The organism is Gemmata sp. SH-PL17, assembly GCF_001610855.1.
Classification (GTDB): Bacteria; Planctomycetota; Planctomycetia; order Gemmatales; family Gemmataceae; genus Gemmata; species Gemmata massiliana.
In genome coordinates, this window is the sequence record NZ_CP011271.1 from 8335172 (window position 1) to 8356638 (window position 21467).

16 protein-coding genes are annotated in these 21467 nt (G+C 62.1%); 11 read left to right on the top strand and 5 right to left on the bottom strand.

Going from position 1 to position 21467, the window contains the following annotated elements; translation table 11 throughout:
- Positions 1–58: 58 nt before the first annotated feature.
- Both VT84_RS34730 and VT84_RS34735 read right to left on the bottom strand, forming a co-directional pair.
- Positions 59–1477 (bottom strand): MBL fold metallo-hydrolase, encoded by a 1419-nt coding sequence (locus tag VT84_RS34730; protein WP_157470174.1) that lies wholly within the window; start codon positions 1475–1477, stop codon positions 59–61.
- Positions 1478–1544: 67 nt separating this feature from the next.
- Positions 1545–2990 carry a hypothetical protein gene (locus tag VT84_RS34735; protein ID WP_082842765.1) on the bottom strand — a complete coding sequence of 482 codons (1446 nt, stop codon included), beginning with the start codon at positions 2988–2990 and terminating at the stop codon, positions 1545–1547.
- Between the two features lie 304 nt (positions 2991–3294).
- Between VT84_RS34735 and VT84_RS39260 the strand changes: the two genes are divergently transcribed.
- Positions 3295–5994 (top strand): tetratricopeptide repeat protein, encoded by a 2700-nt coding sequence (locus VT84_RS39260; RefSeq protein WP_157470176.1) that lies wholly within the window; start codon positions 3295–3297, stop codon positions 5992–5994.
- 115 nt (positions 5995–6109) lie between these two features.
- Here the strand turns inward: VT84_RS39260 and VT84_RS34740 are convergent, their stop codons facing one another.
- A complete protein-coding gene (locus VT84_RS34740; protein WP_082842766.1) occupies positions 6110–7513 on the bottom strand; it encodes a homoserine dehydrogenase in 1404 nt (467 codons plus the stop codon).
- Between the two features lie 167 nt (positions 7514–7680).
- Entirely contained in the window at positions 7681–8460 is a 780-nt protein-coding gene (locus VT84_RS34745; protein ID WP_082842767.1) for a hypothetical protein, read from the bottom strand.
- 425 nt (positions 8461–8885) lie between these two features.
- Here VT84_RS34745 and VT84_RS34750 point away from each other — a divergent pair, with 425 nt between their 5' ends.
- From VT84_RS34750 to VT84_RS34780, 7 genes are all read left to right on the top strand, one after another.
- Positions 8886–11807: a polynucleotide kinase-phosphatase gene (locus VT84_RS34750; RefSeq protein WP_239465564.1), complete on the top strand. Its 2922-nt coding sequence runs from the start codon at positions 8886–8888 to the stop codon at positions 11805–11807.
- Between the two features lie 190 nt (positions 11808–11997).
- Entirely contained in the window at positions 11998–13614 is a 1617-nt protein-coding gene (locus VT84_RS34755; RefSeq protein ID WP_162271951.1) for a serine/threonine-protein kinase, read from the top strand.
- Positions 13615–13686: 72 nt separating this feature from the next.
- Positions 13687–14556, top strand: a complete 870-nt coding sequence (locus VT84_RS34760) for a hypothetical protein (RefSeq protein WP_082842770.1) — start codon at positions 13687–13689, stop codon at positions 14554–14556.
- Between the two features lie 31 nt (positions 14557–14587).
- Positions 14588–14944 (top strand): RNA polymerase sigma factor, encoded by a 357-nt coding sequence (locus VT84_RS34765; RefSeq protein WP_082842771.1) that lies wholly within the window; start codon positions 14588–14590, stop codon positions 14942–14944.
- Between the two features lie 62 nt (positions 14945–15006).
- The gene (locus VT84_RS34770) at positions 15007–15222 is read left to right on the top strand and encodes a hypothetical protein (protein ID WP_082842772.1); all 216 of its coding nucleotides are present in this window, start codon (positions 15007–15009) and stop codon (positions 15220–15222) included.
- Between the two features lie 229 nt (positions 15223–15451).
- Positions 15452–16156 carry a hypothetical protein gene (locus tag VT84_RS34775; RefSeq protein ID WP_082842773.1) on the top strand — a complete coding sequence of 235 codons (705 nt, stop codon included), beginning with the start codon at positions 15452–15454 and terminating at the stop codon, positions 16154–16156.
- A gap of 47 nt (positions 16157–16203) precedes the next feature.
- Positions 16204–16677 (top strand): hypothetical protein, encoded by a 474-nt coding sequence (locus VT84_RS34780; protein ID WP_082842774.1) that lies wholly within the window; start codon positions 16204–16206, stop codon positions 16675–16677.
- A 35-nt stretch (positions 16678–16712) separates the two neighbouring features.
- Here the strand turns inward: VT84_RS34780 and VT84_RS34785 are convergent, their stop codons facing one another.
- A complete protein-coding gene (locus VT84_RS34785) occupies positions 16713–18002 on the bottom strand; it encodes a putative sugar nucleotidyl transferase (RefSeq protein ID WP_082842775.1) in 1290 nt (429 codons plus the stop codon).
- A 579-nt stretch (positions 18003–18581) separates the two neighbouring features.
- On the opposite strand from VT84_RS34785, the gene VT84_RS34790 reads away from it, so the two are divergent.
- Genes VT84_RS34790 through VT84_RS34800 form a run of 3 tightly spaced genes read left to right on the top strand, consistent with a single transcriptional unit; the run spans position 18582 to position 21365 of the window.
- Positions 18582–19709, top strand: a complete 1128-nt coding sequence (locus tag VT84_RS34790) for a PotD/PotF family extracellular solute-binding protein (protein WP_157470515.1) — start codon at positions 18582–18584, stop codon at positions 19707–19709.
- Complete coding sequence (locus tag VT84_RS34795) at positions 19706–20584, top strand: ABC transporter permease (RefSeq protein ID WP_052550475.1); 879 nt, start codon at positions 19706–19708, stop codon at positions 20582–20584. The genes VT84_RS34790 and VT84_RS34795 overlap by 4 nt, the downstream gene beginning before the upstream one ends.
- Positions 20577–21365 carry an ABC transporter permease gene (locus tag VT84_RS34800; RefSeq protein ID WP_239465565.1) on the top strand — a complete coding sequence of 263 codons (789 nt, stop codon included), beginning with the start codon at positions 20577–20579 and terminating at the stop codon, positions 21363–21365. Before VT84_RS34795 ends, VT84_RS34800 begins: the two co-directional genes overlap by 8 nt.
- The last annotated feature ends 102 nt before the right edge of the window (positions 21366–21467 follow it).

Below are 21467 nucleotides of genomic sequence, written 5' to 3' on the forward strand. Positions count from 1 at the left end.
GAATTGCCTTCTTTTTGTGCTTGTTGTGCCCTTTTGTGGCCACTCTCGCTTACGTACCTCACACCACCACCGTCTCGCCTCGTTCGGGAATGCTGACGTCAGCGAACCCAATTTCCTTGAGTCCGTCCACCAGTTTCGTTGCCCGTTCGGGTTCCCCGTGAACGAGGCGCACGCGCGATGTGGAAGCGGCCAGCGGGCCGAGCATCCGCAGCATGTCGCCGTGGTCGGCGTGGCTGGATAGCCCGTTCAGCACCACGACCTCGGCCTTCACCGGGCACGGTCGCCCCAGCACGCGGACCTCCGGACGCTTCTCGACCAGGCGCCGACCGAGCGTATCCGTGGCTTGGTAGCCGGCGATGAGGATCGTGTTGCGCGGGTCGCCGAGTCCGTGCTTCAGGTGGTGCAAAATGCGCCCGGCCTCGCACATCCCGCTGGCCGAGATCACCACGCACGGCCCCTCGCGCCGGTTCAGCTTCACGCTCTCGTTTACAGTTTCGACGTACCTCACATGCTTCTCGCCGAACAGGTCCGGGTGTACGTTGAGTAGCGCGAGCGTTTCTTCGTCGAAGCACTCGGTGTGCGCGCGGAACACTTCGGTGGCCCGGTTCGCCATCGGGCTGTCCACGAATATCGGGATGGGCGGCAGTTTGCCGCTCGAAATGAGTTGGTGCAGGAAGTACACCACCGTCTGGGTACGACCGACCGCGAACGCAGGAATAATGACGCGCCCGCCGCGTTCGATCGTCCGGCGCACCACTTCGCCCAGCTTGTCGGCGGTTTCGTCCACGTGTTCGTGCGTGTGTCCGCCGTAGGTACTCTCGCTGATGAGCAGGTCGCACGCGGGGATCGGTTCCGGGTCGCGCAGAATGGGCAGCCCCGGCCGCCCCACGTCGCCTGTAAACGTGACACGCCGTTCGCCGTTCGGTCCTTCGAGACGCAGGTGAACCGTGGCCGAACCGAGCAGGTGCCCGGCGTCCGCGAACGTGACTTCGATTCCCTTGCTCAGCGTGAACCGCTCGCCGTACCGCACCGCCTGCATCTTGGTCAACGTGCGGAACACGTCGCGTGCGTCGAATAGTGGGGTGATTTTCGGCTCGTGCCTCGCGCGCTTGTGGTTCAGGTAGTTCGCGTCCTCTTCCTGAATCTTGGCAGCATCACCGAGCATCACCGCGGCGAGCGCGCGAGTGGCCGGCGTGCAGTAAATCGGCCCGGCGAACCCCCGACGCACGAGGTTCGGCAGGTTGCCGCAATGGTCCACGTGCGCGTGGCTGAGAACCACCGCGTCGATGTCGCGCGTGCGAAACGGGAAGTCGCGATTACGAAGGTAGCTCTCGGACCGCTTGCCCTGGAACAGCCCGCAATCGAGCAGGATCGTTTTGTTGCCGGTCGTGAGTTGGTGCATCGAACCGGTTACGGTTCGCGCGGCCCCCCAGAACGTGACCGTCGGTTCGGCCGGGGGCGGTGGAGCTTTGGCCATGACACCTTTCGGGTGGGAACGAGCCGACACCGCGTACATACCCCAGTATACGCTCGCTCCGACCGGTTTAGGCTGCCCGCGCCCCGGGCACTTCGCTCGGTGAGGGAAGCACCAGCGCCGGTGCGGGTTGGGTTCGTGCTGCGTGCCAACGAATCGCAGCCCACGACACGAGCGAGCCACCGAACACCCACCAGTAGAGTGGCACCACGCGCGCCCACCAAGGACCGACGATCCACGCACTCACCGCGAGCGGAAGCCCCCAGGCGGCCAGAACAACGAAGTCGCGTCGGAACTCGGTTCGTTCCCGGATGATCTTCGCGAGGAGCCAGAACCCCGGAGCGAGGAACGGCACGAACCACCGAACGGTCACGCACCCGCCCCCGTGGTTCTTCGAGAGCACGCCGTACATCGCCCAACCCATCGCACACCACGCGATCAGCCCGAGCAGTTCCGTGCGGTGCGTCGTCCCTCGACGCCACAGCACTAAAGCTCCTGCGGTCAGCGCGAGCAGTAGCGGCGGGTTGTGGGTGAGGAAGCCTTTCTTGCCGAAGAGCAAGTCGAACGTGTACGCGAGCTGCGCAAGTGGGCGCGGGCGCACCACGCCGGTCATAGTCGTCTCGAACGGGCTACCGGGCCAGTTCAGGTATTCGGGGTGCATGTTCAACGGGCGGAGCCAGTCGCCGCCGATCGCGTAATTGATCGCGTGGCCCGTCACCACACAGGGCAGCATCGCAGCGCCGCACACCAATACGGGAAGCACGCGCCGAGTTCGTATGGCGACGATCACCAGCACGACCGGCACGAGCGGCGGACCGACGCCGAAATCCAAGTTGTACGCGAACCCCGTAATGAACCCCGCGGCCACGAGCGACGCCCATGCCGTTCGCCCCACCGCGGCCAGATCCGCAATCCGACACAGCAGTACACAGATTGCCGCCACTGCCCCGAGTTGGGCGATGTGATTGTTCGCGCTCCGCGTGTACGTCGGCAGTACGGTTGCTAGTGCGAACGCGGCCAGCCACGCGAAGCGCCAGCCCGGTGAAAGCCCGATGCGGGTGCCGAGGCTCCACATGCACCCCACCGCGACCGCGAACCCCACACCGCTCAGCAGCACGCACACGACGTGCGCGAACAAATCGGGTCGTTGGCTCGGCGCGGGCAGCCCGAGTTGCATCAGCCCGCGGTATGCGACCGCGAGCGGAACGCTCACGAGCGGTGGCTTGTCGGAGTAGTAGCGCCCGTCGATACGAAGCTTGTCGAGTGTCCCGCGTTGGGCGAGCGCGTTGTCGGGATCGTAGGCCGGGGTACCGCGCTCGAAGAGTTCCGCGGGCGGGTTCAGAAACACGCTCTCATCAATGCAGAACGTGTTGCGTTCGACGAGCGATTCCACCGACGCGAGTCGGCTGCCGTCGTTCCAGGACGACGCGAACGGGCGCGCGCTGACCACCGCAAACGCGAACGCGGCGCACGCCAGCACCCACGCCACCAGCCAGTGATCCGCCCACCTGTTCATTCGCTACCTCAATCCCGGCGACGCGGGAAGATAGCGAGACGTGTCAAACGACGCAACCGCGAACGAGAAACGACAAAAAGCCACCAACTTTGATGCCCACCAGACATTGTTTCAAAAATCAATTATTTTAATCAAAAATAAAATACATCAAATAAAATTAATATAAATAAATCGCCAGTAGCCAACTCGAAGCAATTTACTTGACAAGTACAGCCGTGGGCACAAAAATGAAACGCAATTAAGCGGAGCAAAGCCAACTAATATACTACATCCACCTATAATTCTCCAAATACAAAGGCCAATTGTGAATCCCACCGAAGCTGGATATGCAGCACGATTAACAATTTATGCGCTGCTATCTTCGATGGAAAGCGATATGAGATCGCTACTGCGCGATTTCGCCATTTTTGATGCGATGCCAAACGATCCATTCAATCCGGAACAGCGAAGAAAACTTGAAGAACGATACACTCAATCCCAGCCAGAATCATCAAGCACGCCGCCGAATTCTATTCTACTAGACTACACCGATTTTTTTGAATCTTATGAATTAATGATAAAATATAGAAGCCTTCTTCCGCAAGGAGCAGGCGAAGAATTGCAAGTAGCTAGGCAGCCGATGGAGCATCTTGTAGGAATCCGCAATAGAGTTATGCACTCTCGTCCGCTTGAACCAGACGATTTTGCCACGGTATACGATGCAAGTGTCACGCTACTTAATCATAAGAATCTAAAATGGTCATCACTTAAAGCAACTCGATCCCGATTAACCGAGGAGCCATCATTTGTTCTATCGCTCAGAATACCTGAATATCCGTGGCTACAACCAAATGGAATTCCACACAACTTACCCCTCCCGGAATTCGACGACACAGGCTACATCGGCCGACTAAAGGATCGCGATGATATAACAAAGCTAATTCTCGGGCACCACCGAATTGTAACTATACTTGGCGAAGGAGGAGTCGGCAAAACAGCGACACTAGTTAAATGCCTATACGATTTAATTGACAGCATAAACAAACAATTCGATATGATCATATGGGTGTCGCTAAAAAACCAAGTCTTAACAGCTAGTGGCGCGCAGGATATAGCCAACTCGATCACGTCAGTTACAGGATTATACAAAGCAATTGCAAAGCCACTAGGAGTGCCTGATAGAGAATTAAGCACCAATATACTATCGGATCTACATGAATACCTGAGCGAATTCAAGATCCTGCTTGCAATCGACAACTTAGAGACAATTCAAACAAATGAACTGCAAGAATTCATAAGAGATCTACCTCCGCATACAAAACTCGTCATCACCTCGCGCATTGGCCTAGGTGAGCTAGAGATTCGCCGCCCACTCCAACCCCTAAATGAAGCAGAGGCTGCCCAATTACTGCGGCGATACTCTCAAGTACATGCAGTCGACTCGCTGGCAAAACTGCCACAAACAGACATCATCCATTTTTGCAAGCGCCTTCACTTCAACCCACTTGCGATTCGCTGGTTTGTAACGTCAGTCCAGCGCGGCACCGCAATCCAATCGCTACTCTCGCACCAATCGGATCTATTAAGTTTCTGCGTACAAAATGTTTATGAAAAGCTATCCGACGAATCCCACTACATTCTTGAAATAATGATTGCAGCTAGGCGACCATTAGGCGAAGCAGAACTCGCATACCTCGCAAATCGATCCGCTATAAGTGTTCGCCAGCAAATATTTGAGATATCGGGAACTATGATCTTGAAGCAGATACATAAAAAATTACTCGACAGCACTATTGAAACACAATATGCGCTTACGGAATTCTCGCGTCAATACTTTGAAACGCATCGCCGCCCATCCAGTCAAACGGTGCAAATGGTATCAAGCCGCCTCTCAGAGCTAGCCTCGGCGGTAGAATCTGCTGGAAGATTCACTGACTCAGACCCTTACAACCCACGCGCAATTCGGATACGCAGCAATAACGATCGTGTTGCCGCACGCCTTCTGCAAATCGCACTGGTCGAATCCCAGCGCAAATCACCTGAGCGCGCAATGGGTCTTATTACTCAAGCAAAAAATGTTGCACCAACTTACCCTGAAGTATACAAGATATCTGCCTTCATAAAAGCAAATACGAACGACTATCACGGTGCTCAAGAGGACTATGAACAGGCGATCGAGCTCTCGCCCGATGCTCCACAATTGTATTTTTTATATGCGGGATTTTGCGCTTACAAGCTTAACGATAGCACGCAGGCGTTGGCACTAATCGACCGAGCCAATCAACTCGATCCCAATAATTTAAATGTCCTCGCAGATCGCGCGAGATACCTTGCATTCACTGGACGTATCGACGAAGCGTGGGCGATATTTGAAAAATTATTAAATGACGTATCCAAGCACAACGTAAGATTTCAAATCAAGACATACGACAAATCCCTAAACTGCCTACACAGAATGATGGAACGGGCCAGAGAATCCCGTGACATTCAAAGAGCAACTAGCCTTGCCGCGACTATATTCCGAATCATTGATGCCGCCAGCTCCGCATTTCCATCCGAAACCTCATTCGCACACAGCTTTTGCGATACGTTACAAGACATTGCATTTGCAGCCGCCCGGTCAAAAAACAAGGATCTAATAACGCAGGTTGCAATAAGATTTATAGAATTAAACAATATACTGACACACGATAAATCTTTTCACCCATCACTAGTCTCGATAGCCAATACTGCAAATGCTCTAAACATCGATCCGGAATCGCGAGATTCGCTTGCAAAGCTCGCCGAAGATCATGGAATTAATCTTTCAAAAGGCCACATTATAGGAACTGTCACTCGCATTCACGCCGACGGTCGATCAGGATTAATATTATCAGACCATGACAAAGTTGATTATTTCTTTCATTTTGAGCGACTTATGCCCCACGTTCGCTGGAAAGATGTGTGCTTGGGCGCTCGCGTTTCATTCGTTGCTGGAGCCAATCGTCAGGGACCATTAGCATCGTATGTTGAAGTCGTGGATTAGGAATAATCATGCGAAACTGATCCCGCAGTTGGGCTAAACAATACGAAGCGCCCTTAAAATTTGCAATCGCAGAGAACTAGCGCTCGACTGCGGCATCAATACACTTTGCAAGTTCTCAATCCCCCATGCTGAAGAACACGGCGGGGGCGGCGATCGTGCCGAGCTTGTTGATGCGTTCCAGGGCGCGCCGGAACCGACCGGTCGCGGCGTAGTGGGTCACGATCACGAGCGGGACCGGGCTGCTCGCGCCGTCTTCCTGGGCTTCGTGCTGCACGAGGCTCGAAATGCTGATTTCTTCGTCCGCCAGGATGCGCGTGATGTCGGCCAGGACGCCGGGCTTGTCCGCGACCTGCAACCGCAGATAGAACCGGCTCCGCACCCGTTCCGGCGGTTCCACCGTGAACCCGCGCCCCTCGCGGCTCCACAATTTCGCTGCGGCGAACGTCCGCTGTGCCCGCCCTACGCCCAAATCGATGAGGTCCGCGACCACCGAACTCGCGGTCGGCATCTGACCCGCGCCCGGTCCCTGGTACAGCGTCTCGCCCACCACGTCGCCGTACACCAGCACCGCGTTGTACGCCCCGCGGACCTGCGCCAGCAGATCCGTGTGACGCAGCAGCACGGGAGCGACGTGAAGCGCGACCGCCTTCTCGACCGTCGTCTGCCGGGGGCCAGGAGCCGGGTGGATGCCGGACCCGGATAGAGTCGTGTCGATGCCGCCCGCCGGACGGGTTCCGGTGCGCGTTTCTTCGCTGGTCCACGCCTCCGCGAGCAGCTTGATCGTGTAGCCGAGTTCGTTCGCGAACCGAATGTCCATCGCGTCGATGGTGTCGATGCCCTGGCGGGCGATCTCGTGCGGCTTCGCGGCCACCCCGAACGAAATCTGTGCCAGGATCGCGAGCTTGTGGGCCGCGTCGCTGCCGTCCACGTCCAGCGTCGGGTCGGCTTCCGCGTAGCCGAGCCGCTGCGCTTCCGCGAGGGCGGCGGCGTAGCTCATGTTGTGCTCGGTCATGGACGTCAGAATGAAATTCGACGTGCCGTTCAGAATCGCCTGGATTGCCGTGACCTGATTGGCGGCGAGACTTTCCCCCAGCGCCCGAATCACTGGCACCCCGCCGGCCACGGCTGCCTCGAAGCACACCGTGCGCTCGGCTTTACGCGCGGCCTCGAACACCTCCGCGCCCGCGTCGGCCAAAAGCGCCTTGTTCGCCGTAACGACGTGCTTCCCGGCCGCGAGCGAATCGAGAACGATTTTCTTCGCGAGTCCGGTTCCGCCGATCAGCTCGACGATGACGTGAATGTTCGGATCGCGAACGGCCGCGTCGATGTCGGTGGAAATGATCTCGCGCGGGATGAGCGGGTCGCGCGCCTTCGACGGGTCGCGCACGACCACCCGGCGCAGCGCGATCGGCCGTCCCGCCCGCTGGGTCACGCGGTCCGCGTTCGCGAGCAGCACGCGCGCCACGCCCCCACCGACGGTGCCACAGCCGATGAGTGCAATGTTGATCGTGTCGCTCATAAATGCCCCACTTCTACGGTTCTTGTGGGGGCTATTATTAGCGCCGCGCACGCGGACGGCCACGCCGTTCGGCGGGCTTCAAAAACAGAAAACCCCGCGACACGGTCCGTGTATCGCGGGGTTTCGGGCGCGGAGCGACGGGCGCCGGGGTCAAAAGATTTCGCGATTTACGCCAGCGCCGGCTTCCGGCGGAGGCGCCCCAGCATCAGACACCCGGCCCCCATACCGGCGAGTACCAACCCCGGCGGGGCCGGCACGCCGTTCGGCGGGCAGGGGGGGGTCGTGATCGAGCCCAGCGGCACCTTGTCACCGTCGCCGCCGTAGGGCAGCTTCGGGGTGTTGTACCCGCGGAACCGGACCACGAACGGCGTGTCCTGGCTGCCGCCCGTGCTGAGTTCCGACAGCAGGTTCGCGGCGGTCAGGTTCGTCAGGTTGGTGCCGCTCACCACGAACGTGAACGTCCCGGTTTCGCCGACCGACAGCCCGTTCGACGCGGTCCCGCTCGTGTGCAGCGTCGAGCCGACCGAGGCCGCGAAGTCGAACTTCCCGAAGAGGCTGCCGAGGTTCAGGTTCGAGGACGGGGTCGCGTTGACCAACTGGAACGCCTGGCCCGTGGCCGGGTTGTACGAGGCCGAGAACGAGGTCACGCCGGTGATATTGCCCTTCGCCGCGGTGCCCGGATTGTTGAACGCGAACCCGGTGATGAAACCGTTGGCGGCGCTTGAGTTGAAGGCGTTGGTGCTGGTGTTCGTCAGCTTCACTTCGATCACGGCCGAGGTGGTCGTTTGGTTCTTGACCTCGATCGATCCCGAGTACGAGCTGGGGTGCGTGGCGGACCCGCCGCCGGTGAAACTGATGAGGTCTGCGCGGGCGCTGCCGGCCGATGCGAGTAGCATCAGCCCCGCGATCGCGAGCGACCGAATGGGGCGAACAGAACGGGACGACATTAGACTGGAACTCCTGGTGTCTCGGTAACCGGTTGAGGGGCCGGTTGATACCGACAGTTGAACCTGAAATGGTTCGGTGCGTCCTGCTGATTAGCACACCCGGTGCCAGCGGTTTTGCGGGCACGTTTCGCGCGCCGCCGAGCGACACAACGCTCGCGGCACCAAGGCTTTAGCGGATACTGTGACGGGAGCGTTGCGAGTACGACTTTGTGAACAGTCCGTTCTGGCGGTTTACGTGCCGTTTAGACCCGTTAACGGTTGTGTAGAACATGTCATCACGCGGCTGGAGCGAACCGTCCGCGTGCTTTGACGGCGTCTGAATTGCCCGCGAACCCGAGCAGCGGGTAGCGGGTCCATCCGTCTTCCCCCGAACTTCGATGGGGAGGGCCGCCGGCGCGGGCCGGATTGAGGAGATCCCTTCGCTCATGACGATTCGCATCCCGGAATTCGCGCTCGTGTTGATGGTCGGCCCGTCGGGTTCCGGCAAGTCCACGTTCGCGCGCAAGCACTTCAAGCCGACGGAAATCCTCTCCTCCGACTTCTTCCGCGGGCTGCTCAGCGACGACGAGATGAACCAGGCCGCGTCGGACGATGCGTTCGAGGTGCTGCACCTGATCTGCGCGAAGCGACTCGCGCGCGGGAAGCTCACCGTGATCGACGCGACCAACGTGCGCCCCGAATCGCGCAAGCCGCTCCTGGAGATGGCGCGGAAGTACCACGTCCAGATGACCGCGGTGGCGTTCAACTTCAGCGCCGACGTGTGCCACGCGCGGAACCAGCAGCGCGCGGTGGAGCGCCCGTTCGGGCCGCACGTCACCCAGCGCCACGCGGAAGACCTCCGGCGCTCGCTGGCCCGACTCGAAGACGAAGGTATCCGGCGTGTGTACGTGCTGAACAGCGAAGAGGAGGTCGCCGCGGTCACGTTCGAGCGCTACCGGCTCCCCGTCAACAAGCGGGACGAGCGCGGGCCGTTCGACATTATCGGCGACGTTCACGGGTGCCTGAACGAGCTGCTCGCGCTGCTCACGAAACTCGGTTACGCGCTCACCCAGAGCGAAGACGGCTGGCGCGTGACGCCCCCAGAGGGGCGCCGACTCGTCTTCGTGGGCGACTTGTGCGACCGCGGACCGGACACGCCGGGCGTGTACCGCCTCGTGATGGACGCGGTACAGCGCGGGATCGCGTTCTGCGTGCTGGGCAACCACGAAGACAAGCTGCTCCGGTGGATGAAGACGCCCGACAAGGTGAAGCAGAACCACGGGCTCGCGCAATCGGTGGAGCAATTCGAGAAGGAACCGCCGGAACTGCGTACCCGAGTGCAGGAGTTCATCGCGAAGCTCCCGTCGCACTTGGTTCTGGACGGCGGGCGCCTCGTCGTCGCGCACGCGGGGCTGACCGCGGACATGCACGGGCGCGTTTCGGGGAAGGTGCGCGCGTTTGCGATCTACGGGGACACGACCGGCGAAAGCGACGAATTCGGCTTACCGGTGCGATTGAACTGGGCCGCGAACTACCGCGCCCGCGCGAACGTCGTTTACGGCCACACGCCGGTGCTCACGCCCGCATGGGAGAACCGGTGCATCTGCATCGATACGGGGTGCGTGTTCGGCGGCGCGCTGACCGCGCTGCGCTACCCGGAACAAGAGTTGGTGAGCGTGCCCGCGGAGAAGCAGTACGCGGAGTCGAAGCGCCCGTTGGGGGGAGAACCTAACCCCCTAACCCCCTTCCCTAGAAAGGAAGGGGGAACAGAATCAGAGGCGGTTTTAAGCCCCTCTCCCCTTGGGGGAGGGGTTGGGGAGGGGTTGCAGACAGAGCCAACTTCAGAGAGGGGGGACGGGGGGGTAGGTCGTCTTCATTCCTCCGATCTCGACATCGCCGACGTGATTGGTCGGCGCAACATCGAAACGCGGTTCGCGGGGAAGATCACGATCCGCGAAGAGAACGCAGCAGCGGCACTAGAGGTGATGTCCCGGTTCGCGGCTGATCCGCGTTGGCTGATTTACCTCCCGCCGACGATGTCGCCGTGCGAGGCGTCGGCGCTACCCGACTTCCTGGAACATCCGGCGGAAGCCTTCCGGTACTACAAGCAAGAGGGCGCGGAGCGCGTGGTGTGCGAACAGAAGCACATGGGTTCGCGCGCCGTCATAATCGTGTGCAAGGACGAAGCCGCAGCCGCCCGGCGCTTCGGTGTGAATAACGAGAGCGGTATTGTCTACACGCGAACCGGTCGGCGGTTCTTCGACGACACCGCGACCGAAAGTGCGTTCCTCGCGCTGGTACGCGACGCGCTCACGGCCGCCGACTGGTGGACGAAGTTCAATACGGATTGGGTGGCTCTCGACGGCGAACTGATGCCGTGGTCGGCCAAGGCACAGGAACTGTTGCGCCGCCAGTACGCCGCCACCGGCAGCGCGGCGACGGCTGCACTGGCCGAAGTGAACAAACTCCTGGCGAACACGGCAGACCCCTCCCCAACCCCTCCCCTAAGCGGAGAGGGGCTTAAAACCTTCGATGGTTCTGCTCCCCCTTCCTTCCCAGGGAAGGGGGTTGGGGGGTTAGGTCGAGCCGCACTTACGGCCCGCTTTGGCGCCAAAGCGGAAGCCGTGGAGCGATTCGTCGCGTCGTACCGGCGTTATTGTTGGTCGGTGAACTCGGTCACGGACTTGAAGTTCGCACCGTTCTTCCTGCTCGCGACCGAGGGCAAACTCTATTTCGATCGCACCCACGACTGGCACATGCGCACCCTCGCGGAGTTGTGTGCAAGACCTACCCCCCCATCCCCCCTCCCTGAAGGGAAGGGGGAGCCGGCACATGATCCCGCTGTGAGTGGGGCTGCGTCGACCGACAATTCTTTCTCCCCCTTCCCTGGCAGGAGGGGGTTGCAGGGGGAACCCATAGGGGGTTCCCCCTCACAAGGAGCGAGGGGGGACGGGGTAGGTATTCTCCACGCGACGCCGTATCGCGTGGTCGATCTCGCGGACGCGGGCGAAGTCGAGTCCGCGACGCAGTGGTGGCTCGATCTCACGAACGCGGGCGATGAGGGCATGGTGGTCAAACCGCTCGAAGTGCTGACGAAGGGCCGGCGGTTCTTTGTGCAACCGGCTCTGAAGGTCCGCGGGCGCGAGTACCTGCGAATCATCTACGGGCCAGATTACCTCGCCGCGGAGCACCTCTCGCGACTGAAGCATCGGGCGGTCGGGGCGAAACGCGGGCTCGCCGCGCGCGAGTTCGGTCTGGGTCTCGAAGGATTGGAACGCTTCGCCCGTAGCGCCCCGCTGCGCGAAGTCCACGAATGTGTGTTCGCGGTTCTGGCACTGGAAAGCGAACCCATCGACCCGCGGTTGTGAGATCACACGGGCGCGGCGGACCTTCCACCGCGCCCGTGAACATCGGATCAATAACGGTCCCCACATCTTTCGCGAACCCGTTATAATGCCCCTACTTCGGTCGGAGTCGGTTTTTCCCTCAAGATCCGCCCACACGGGGCGAATTAACCTAAATGAGAGGGGCCGTGCACCCGATCCGCAGGGGTCCGCGATGGCGATGAAGTTCACATACCGGTCCGGGCAGCGCCCGCTCGACGGGTTCACCCTCAAGCGGGGCGTCGGCCAGGGCGCGTTCGGCGAAGTGTATTTCGCCGTGAGCGACGGGGGCAAAGAGGTCGCACTCAAGCTCCTCACGCGCGGGCACACCGACGCCGAGCTGCGTGGCGTGGCCCACTGCATCAACCTGAAGCACCCCAACCTCGTTCACCTGTTCGACCTCCGAGTCGACTCCCGCAGCGACCAGTGGGTCGTGATGGAGTACGTGTTCGGCGAGTCGCTCGCTCACGTCATCAACAAGCACCCTACCGGGCTGCCCACGCAGGTCATCCGCGAGTGGTTCGCGGCCCTGTGCCGCGGGGTCGGCTACCTGCACAACCAGGGCGTCGTTCACCGCGACCTGAAGCCCGGCAACATCTTCATCGAGCACGGGCACCTGAAGATCGGCGACTACGGGCTGTCCCGGCGCATCAGCGGCAGCGAGGGCAGCGACCTGAGCCGCGGGGTCGGTACGCCGTACTACATGGCGCCCGAGATCAAGAACGGGAACTACACCGCGTCCATCGACATTTATGCGTGCGGCATCATCCTTTATGAGATGATTACCGGCCTCCGTCCGTTCAACGGCGAGACACCTTACGAAGTGCTCATCAAGCACATCACCGAAACACCAGACCTCACGAAGCTACCGGTCCCGTACCGCGAAGTACTCGGCCGGGCGCTCGAAAAAGACCCGGCGAAGCGGTTCTCGACCGCGGCCGAACTCGCGCGGGCGGTCGAAGAGATGTTCGCCGGCGGCCGGCGCGACCCGGAAATGTCCACGGCCGCGTCACTGACGCCCACGCTCCCGCGAGCGCGCCCGGTTCCCCCTCCGCTGCCGATACCGGCACCGCCACTCGATGTGCCGTCGGACGCGGTGCGCCCGGTCGCGTTCCCGGTGCCGCGCGACACGCGCACGAAAGAAAAGCAGTTACCCTCGGGTCCGCTCACACAGACCGCCCGCGACCGGCTTACCGAACTGGCTGGCGGGTTCGCACTGACTCCACTGATTACGGCCGCGTGTACCGCACCGTGGGCGGTGTTCCAGGGGGCGGTGCCCTGGTCGCTACTCGGGCGCGTGTTCGTGCTCTCGACCGTGCTCGCGTGGGCTGTCATGGCCATCGGCCGGTTGCCGAAGCGGAGCGAAAACAACCCGTGGGGCCGGCGCGCGATTCAACTGGTCGTGGGCCTGTGCATCGGCGCGATGGCGTTCTGGCTCGACGGCTGGGCGCTCCCGACCGGCACCGCGAACGCCTCCAGCCGCGACATCGTGGCATTCAATCACCGATTGAGCCAGGACACGTTCGGGACCGGAATGAAATATCTGGTCTACTTCGGTGTCACTGTTGCAGTGTCGCGCTGGTGGACGACCACGAACCGTAACCGGCGCGAGCGCGTGCGGTTCATCCCGATCATAGCCATCGCGTTCTGGGGCAGTATCTTCCTGTTCTTGTGGCCGACGAGCGAATCCACCCCGGCGATGCTCGGCATATCCGTGCTGGTGATCGCAACCATCGCGGCCCAGGTCGCGAGTCCGTGGGCCGGTCCGCCGTTGAAGTCGGCGCGCGCGTAGTTTCGGCTCGTGTTTCGCCGGGCGACGAAACACGCACTGTCGGTAGCGGGTATCAGAACCGAGGAGAGCGGCATGAAAAGCACGGCGCGGAACATCCTTCGACTGTCGGTGGTCGGGCTGTGCTTCGCGCTGGGCGCGTGTGCCAGGTCCGGTCCGGTCCCCGGGGGGGCGACCGGGAGTAAAGCCGAAAAAGCCCGCAAAGAGGCCGAAGCCCTCGCGCTCAACGGCGTGAACGGCGGGGCTAGTTCGCAAGCGAAGGCGATGCCCGATCTCGCGGTCAAACGCGGTGTTTCGTTATTCGGGGTTGTCACCTTCGAAGACGGGCAGATCCACCGGGGCGGCCCCAAACCGGCACCGCCCAAGAGCGGCACTCCTGTGCCCCCACCGACACCGCCGGAACCGGTCGTGAAAGGGCCACCCGCTCCGATATCGCGAGCGCACCCTGGTGGTGGAGCGCTCGCGGTTCGCGAGCGCGTCGTGAGTGTTTTGGCATACGCGACCGAAGCCGAAGCAGAAGAAGACGCCCTGACCGCGGCCCGCGAGCTGATCGAGAAGAAGCTCGGCGAACTCGACCCGCCCGTGCGCCACAAGATTTCTGTTAACGAAGTGCGAACCGAGTTCCTTCGTAAAGACAGCCGCACGGTACGCAAGCCCGACTCGGAGGAAATCGAGTTACTCATCAAGGCGGGCGCGTCCGAGTCTGATAACTTGGTCTACGTCGAGTACGATGTGGAAGTGACCGCGGAGCAGGTGCGCGAGTTACGCGCCCAGGAGCGCGTTGGGGCGGGGGTACGGCTCGTCGGCGTGTTCATGGCGATCGCGCTCACGGGCTTCCTGTTCCTCCGCGCCGACGAGTGGACCCGCGGCTACCTCACGAGCTGGCTGGCTCTGGGGGCAGCGATCCTCGCGGGCGGGGCGGCAGCGGCCGTTCTCTTCGTCTGATTCATTCGCGCACCGTAACTTTCCGGGCACCATGACCACCGAATCCGATCGGCTGCTCATCAACCGCGTGCGGAAGAACGACCAGACCGCATGGGCGGAACTGGACAAGCGGTACCGCGGCCGGCTCACGGCCTACGTGCGCCGCCGACTCAAGGACCACGCCTCGGTCGAGGACGTGGTGCAGGAGACGTTCATCGGGTTCAGCAACAGCCTCGTGAACTACGACGACAAGCGCGACCTCCAGACGTGGCTGTTCACCATCGCGGCGCACAAGGTCACGGACCAGTTGCGGAAGATGGGTCGGCTCCGTTATCAGAGCGGCACCGACACCGAAGACGAGGCGATGGGTCAGGCGCCCGACGACCGGCAGCGGGGGCGTCCACTCTAGCCCGCAGCGCGGAACAGCGCGAGCGCGAAGAAGACGCACTCGGTCAGGCGCTCCGTGATCTCGTGCGCGACTTCCAACTGAAGGGCGAATGGGCGAAGGTGATGGCCCTCGAACTCCTGTACGTAAAGGGGTGGGGGAACGCCGAGGTCGCCGCGCGCCTGAAGCGCACCGAACAGGACATCGCGAACCTCAAATTCCAGGCAAAAAAGCGCCTCCACGATCACCTCGTCACCGCGAAGCTCTCCCCTGCAGTCTTCCCGGAATTGCAAGCAGAGTGAGGAAAGATCACGGAAGAGTAAGGGGCGAGAGTGTGAGCGGGTGAAGGGTGAAAGGACGGGAACACGTTTCCATTTTGGTTTTGTCACCCTTTCACCCGCTCACACTCTCGCCCCTTCTCTTCCCTCACCGCACCCCTTCTCCGGACATTTGACCCACCCCCCGTCGCGTGCTACCGATTACAGGTGGGGATCGCTCGCGGTCCCGTTCGTTCACTCGACCCCCGGCTCCATGCGCGCAGCGAACGCGATCACACTCGACACGACCCTCCCCGGCGCCTCGCGCCGGCGCGTGTGGGTCCACCCGGAAGTGAAGTCGCACTCGCTGGTCGTTCTCACGTTCGATCGGCTCTATGTGGCGCCGCCCACCGGGGCGCCGAAGGCGGAACTGCTCGCCGCGATCGGGGCCGGAGGGAACCTCGAAGAACTGCTCGGCCCGCTCGCGGTGGTCGTGGAGCTGGTCGCGGTCCAGAACCTGAAACTCGACCTGCTCTCGAACTCGCTCGTTGTCGAATACGTGAACGGCCTGGGCACGAGTCGGCTGACTGTGGTGTTTGCGAGCCCCGAGGCCGCGGACCTGTGCTTCACGAAACTCTGGCGCCGGCTCGGCGACGGGCACAAGCTCCAGCCGTACCAGCGCGACGCATGGAGCCTGGCACGCGGCCCGCTGGTGATGCTGGCCGGGGTGCTCGCTGCAACGGCCGCGCTCGCGCTCACGCTCAGCGTGTTTGAAGACATGGCCTCGGCCCGCGCCGCCGCCCGGCTGTCCGCACCGGACGGCATGACGCTCCCGAAATCGCCACTCGAACACCTGCTCGGGTGGATGAGCTGGCGCGGTGTGTGTGCCGTTGGCGGTATCGCTGCGGGCGCGTCCCAGGTGTGGCTCTACCGCAAGCTCACGCGCCCGCCGGTGAGCCTCGAAGTCACGCGGACCTAACCAGTTCCGGCCGGTGCCACCGGTCGGTCGCCCGAACCGGAGAGTGCATGCGTCGCGAAGATTGTGTGGAATTATTCAAACGGATTCCAGAAACCTCGCACCCGCAGGTGAATCTGGTCCTCCGCAACCAGTTCGTGCTCTCAGTGGACTCGGTCGTCCGGTTCGAGCCAACGTACCTCGTGTTCCGCGGGCGCGAGGGCGGCACCACGGACGAGGGGCGCGCGTTCTTCGTGCCCTACGAGGAAATCGGGTACGTCCGGCTCGAGCGCGTCGTGCGGCTCGGTGAGCTGAAGCAGATGTACGGCGAAACCGGCTACGTGGACGCCGAGGACCGGCTCTCGAAGGGCGAAACGCAAGAGGACAAGGCGGACGCGGCGAAGCTCGCGCTCGACGCCAAAACGCCACCGTCTTCGAGCGTCTCACTCGACCCGGCCAGCATCGCCAAGCAGAACCTGCTCGACCGCATCCGCGCGACCCGCGCTACAGTCGCGGGTATGAACAAAGGTCCGGACAAAAAGTAGCCTTCACAACTAGCTCACGCACACCCGCACGTAGCTTACGCGATCTTCCGGAGCGAGAGCGCGGGTGGCATGAGCGGCGCGACCTCGGAGATAGGCTCTGGCATCCCCGCCAGTGCGCGGTACAGGGCACTGAGTTGCGGAACCGGCTCGTCCCCGCGTTCGCGCACCACCGTTTCGGTCACCGCGAGCGATTGCGTCGCGTCGAGCGACTTCAACCCGCCCGGTCCCACTTCGTGGAGCGCGGGTATTTCACGCGGCGCGAGCCCTCCGGTCGGTAGCACCTGAGCGAACGCACCGATCGACGATCCACAATTGAGTAACACCCCCGCACCGATCTTCGCGTGGTCGCCGATCGCGCTCCCCACTTTCGTGCGGTTCGTGAGCACTTCGGCGCCGTTCACCGGCACGCTAATCGGCCCGAAATCACACCGCTGATCGGCCGCGACTACACCGACCGCGATGTCCACCCATTCGCCAATGACGCTGTGACCCAAGTAGCCGTCGTGCGATTTGTTCGTGTAACCGAGTACGATACTCGCCTCGATCTCGCCCCCCACGCGACAGTGCGGCCCGATGCTCGTTCCGCCGCGGATCTGTGCGTTGCGGACGTGTGTGTGCGGGCCGATCCCACACGGCCCTTCGAGGCGCGTGAACGCGGTCACCACCGCGCCCTCACCGATCACGACCGGCCCGTTGGTCGTATCGGCGATGACATGCGGATCGATTCGCGCCGTCGGGTGAATGAACAGCCGGTCGCCGGGACCAACGAGCGTGATGTCGGTAGAGTGATCCCCGATCTCGGTCGGGTCGCACGCGACCTCGAAGTCGCGCGCGATTTCGGCGCTGTTGTGCTCGATCAGCTCCCACGAATAGCGGATCAGCGCTCCGCCGACCTCGTGGCACGGGAGCGACTGCGCCCAGTCACGCAGGCAGTCTTCTACCGTGGCCGGCGAAACCGCCTGGAGCCGGCGCTGGTCGAGCGCGGCGAACGCGATCTCCCCGTTCGCAGTGCCGATGAACGGCCCGTCGGCGAGCCAATCCTGAAGGGCAATGGGCGCCGTGTGCGGCGCGAGCCAGCGCCCGTTCACGAGAACCGTGGGGCCGGCGCGGAGCCAGATCGGATCATTGACCGGGGCGTCCTCTCTCGCGCGGAGCCATTCGGCGAGCACGGGCCGGCACAGGTGCCCGACGACATTGGCCCCGAAGTATCGTGCCTGCTTCGCGCCGAGTGTCGTTAACCCACAGAGTAAGTGAGACGCGGGGCGCGTGAATGTGAGTGGGCGCAAGTCCGCGGCGCGGCGATCCTCGAAGAGGCAGATGCGCATCCGGACGTCCCTCAACGGATCGACAGTGTGTGCTTGTAGTCTCGGTTTTCGGGTCGAACCGCGTCAAGAGTGACCGCGGTCACAAATTGCGAATGCCCAAACGTTTTGACAGGGTTAACAGGATTGCACTGACAGTTCACCTCATCCCGAGATGGGGTGTCGTTCGCAATCTGTTCTTGATCCGGTTGATCCTGTGAATCCTGTCAAAACTCCTCTCTTTCAATGTTTCCTGGTCGCTCCCATCCCGCCTGCGGCTAACATTTGCTAACATTTCCGGCCCGACACGGCCCGACACGAATCATCTCAAACTCATTGGCAGCAAGATGTTGTCACAAATGACCCATGTGCACATTGTTATCTTTCCCGAATTCCACCGGCCGTTCGCCAAGAGCTTGGGCGAACCGCAATCGCTAACGAGCGGGTGTAAGCCCACGGCTACCTACACCCGCAATCCTAACGCAGTAGACAAAAGAACACAACACCCAAATTAGACAAAATTTCACTATCAACACACCCCGCTGCACTCGGTGCGTGCGCAGTTGCTTGTTGCCGGGGGTGAGGTTGATAAACTGACGCCCTATGAACAGTCACGATGTGAACCGGCGCGGGTTCTTGAAAACCGTGGGCGCAGCGCTCGGCGCGGGCGGGCTGCTCGGCGGGTGCTCAAGCCCCACACCCCGCGGAAGCGACTTCAGCGGGCGCACGCTCACGGTCTTCGTGTACTCGGGATTGGACAAAATCTTCGAGGATCTGTTCGCCAAGCCGCTTGAAGCCAAAACCGGCGCGACGGTGGTGCTCGATCCCGGATGGGAAGACTCGATCGCCAAGCTGAAAACGTCCCCCAAGGGCCAGCCCGCGTTCGACCTCGTACTGACCGACGCGACGCAAGGGTACCCGGCGATCAAGAGCGGGATGTTCCGCCAAATCGACTTCAACAAGGTGCCGAACCACAAGGCACTCGCGCCCGGGGCACTCGATAACTGGGTGGCGAAGGAGCGGTACGGCGTCACGTTCCACGAATCCGCGATGACGCTCGCCTGGAACCGCAAGCAAATGGGCAGACCCCTGACCGGCTGGGGTGACCTGATGCGCGACGACCTGCGGGGCAAAATCGCGCTGTACGAGTGGTTCTACATGTCGCTCTACACGTTCGCGTGTATGAAGGCCGCCGCGGACAAAAAGCCCGGCACCGCTCACCAGATGCTCACCGACGACATCGGCAGCGTGCTCGACTTCGCCAAGCGCGAGCGCGACCGCGTGCGGTTCTGGTGGCCGACCGGCCCGAAAATGTTGCAGGATCTGTTGCAAGGCAACTTCGCCGCGGGGAACGCCCACAGCGTGACGATGCTGCAAATGCCGAAAGACAAAATCGACACAGTCGGGTTCACGACGCCCGAAGCCGACCGCGCGTTCGTGCAGCTCATGTGGGTGATCCCGGCCGATACCCCGAACGCAGACCTGGCCGAAGCCGCCATCGATTTCTTGCTCACCAAGGACGTGCAAGCGGCGATGGCCGAGCGCGGCGCGGGTACGTCGCACGTCGAGGCCGCGCGCGAGGTCGCGAAAGAAAACGCGGTGTGGGCACAAACGTACCCCTCGACCGACGAGCAGTTCCGCACGATGAAGTACTTCCCCTACGAGGCGTACTTCAAGGACTGGGACCAGATCAAGAAGACGTGGGAGCAGGAGATCCTGCGGAAGTCGTGACGCCGCACTCCACTCGCTCGGTCGTGCCGTGGTTGCTCGCGGCCCCCGCACTGATTCTGCTCCTCGCGCTCTTTGCGGGACCAGTTCTCATTCTCCTCCGCACGAGCCTCTACGAGAGCACGGGAGGGACGGGTTTCTACCGTCCCGATTCGTGGACGCTCAGCGCCTACTCCGAACTCCTCGGCGAGCGATACGGCCGGGGAATCGTTGCGTTCACAATCATTCTGGGAGTCGCAGTTGCGGCGCTGAGTGTGGCCATCGGCTACCCGCTCGCGCTGTTTATTCACTCGCTCCCTCAGCGCGCGAAAGCCCTCGCACTCGGCGCGGTGATCCTCCCGAAACTGACGAACGTGTTCGTCGTGCTTTACGGGGTGAACCTGCTGCTCGGGAACACCGGTCCCGTGAATCGCGTGCTTCTCGCGTTGGGGCTGACGTCCGAGCCAATTCTGCTCACACACAACCTGTTCGGCGTGCTGGTGGCGGAAACGTACCTCATCATGCCCTATGCGGTGCTCGTGTTGGTACCCGCCCTCGACCGCATCGACCCAACACTGACCGCGGCCGCACGCGGACTGGGAGCGGGGCCGTGGACCGCGTTCCGCCGCGTGACGCTGCCGCTGTCTCTGCCCGGTGTCGCCATTGCGGGGCAGTTGTGCCTGATTTGGGCGCTGGGCGCGTTCGTCGGTCCGCTTTTGCTCGGGGGGCCGGAACAGGCGACGCTCGCGGTGAAAGTGCAGAAAGACAGCCTGGGTTACGGTGACTGGCCGCGGGCCGCGGCAACAGCAGTGCTGAGCCTTGTGACGGTGGCCGTGTGCGTCGCGCTCTACTCGCGACCCGCACGTGCGTTATGCCGGATAGGAGAGGCACGTGCTTAACCGCGTCTCCTCCTCAATCTGGCTCCTCGGTCGCGTGCTCGGAGGGTTCACACTTCTCGCACTCGCCGCACCGTTTGTGTGTGCGGTGTGGATGTCGTTCGCGCCGAGCGAATTACTGGAACCGCCGACTGAAGAATGGTCGGTCCGGTGGTACCGCGAGTTCTTCAGCTCCACGAAATGGACTCGGGCGCTTCAGACTTCGGCCGAAGTCGCAGTGATCTCGGTCGCGGGGTCGCTCGTCGGCGGGTTGGGGTTGGCGGTCGCGGTCACGCGGTTCCACTTCCGCGGTCGAAACCTCCTCAGCGGTGCGGTCATGCTGCCAATGTTTGTGCCCGCGGTGGTGCTGGCGATGGGGCTGTTACCGCTCGTGATGCTCGCCGGCTTGCAGGGTCGGGCTTACTCGCTCGCCGCTGCGCACAGTTTCGTCAGCCTGCCCGTTGTGTTTTTGCTGCTACGAAACGCACTGACCGGCGCTGATCCCGACCTGGAACGCGCCGCACGCGGACTGGGAGCGGGACCGTGGACCGCGTTCCGCCGCGTGACGCTGCCGCTCATCGCTCCCGCGGTCCTGGCGGGGGCCATCATCGCGTTCATTTTGTCGGTAAACGAGTTCACGTTCGCCGTCTTCCTGGGAACGCCGCGTGCGCGCACGCTCCCCGCGGCCCTCTGGCCAGAAGCACGCGACAAGGACACGCCGCTCCTTGCCGCGGCATCGTGCGTGACCGTTCTGTTCACGCTGACGGGCATGTGGATCACGGCGCGTCTGCTCCGGCGCCTGTAAACCAGCCGAATGAGAGCGTTGAATTGATGTGCTTGGTCTTTGGTTTGGTGGCACAGGCCTCTGGCCTGTGGAGGCGCTCACACAGGCCAGAGGCCTGTGCCA

What these genes read in the sequence shown, in the direction of transcription:
- VT84_RS34730 (WP_157470174.1), bottom strand. Translation starts at nt 1,477, where the DNA reads ATGGCCAAAGCTCCACCGCCCCCGGCCGAACCGACGGTCACGTTCTGG.
- VT84_RS34735 (WP_082842765.1), bottom strand. Translation starts at nt 2,990, where the DNA reads ATGAACAGGTGGGCGGATCACTGGCTGGTGGCGTGGGTGCTGGCGTGC.
- VT84_RS34740 (WP_082842766.1), bottom strand. Translation starts at nt 7,513, where the DNA reads ATGAGCGACACGATCAACATTGCACTCATCGGCTGTGGCACCGTCGGT.
- VT84_RS34745 (WP_082842767.1), bottom strand. Translation starts at nt 8,460, where the DNA reads ATGTCGTCCCGTTCTGTTCGCCCCATTCGGTCGCTCGCGATCGCGGGG.
- VT84_RS34750 (WP_239465564.1), top strand. Translation starts at nt 8,886, where the DNA reads ATGACGATTCGCATCCCGGAATTCGCGCTCGTGTTGATGGTCGGCCCG.
- VT84_RS34755 (WP_162271951.1), top strand. Translation starts at nt 11,998, where the DNA reads ATGGCGATGAAGTTCACATACCGGTCCGGGCAGCGCCCGCTCGACGGG.
- VT84_RS34760 (WP_082842770.1), top strand. Translation starts at nt 13,687, where the DNA reads ATGAAAAGCACGGCGCGGAACATCCTTCGACTGTCGGTGGTCGGGCTG.
- VT84_RS34765 (WP_082842771.1), top strand. Translation starts at nt 14,588, where the DNA reads ATGACCACCGAATCCGATCGGCTGCTCATCAACCGCGTGCGGAAGAAC.
- VT84_RS34775 (WP_082842773.1), top strand. Translation starts at nt 15,452, where the DNA reads ATGCGCGCAGCGAACGCGATCACACTCGACACGACCCTCCCCGGCGCC.
- VT84_RS34780 (WP_082842774.1), top strand. Translation starts at nt 16,204, where the DNA reads ATGCGTCGCGAAGATTGTGTGGAATTATTCAAACGGATTCCAGAAACC.
- VT84_RS34785 (WP_082842775.1), bottom strand. Translation starts at nt 18,002, where the DNA reads ATGCGCATCTGCCTCTTCGAGGATCGCCGCGCCGCGGACTTGCGCCCA.
- VT84_RS34790 (WP_157470515.1), top strand. Translation starts at nt 18,582, where the DNA reads ATGAACAGTCACGATGTGAACCGGCGCGGGTTCTTGAAAACCGTGGGC.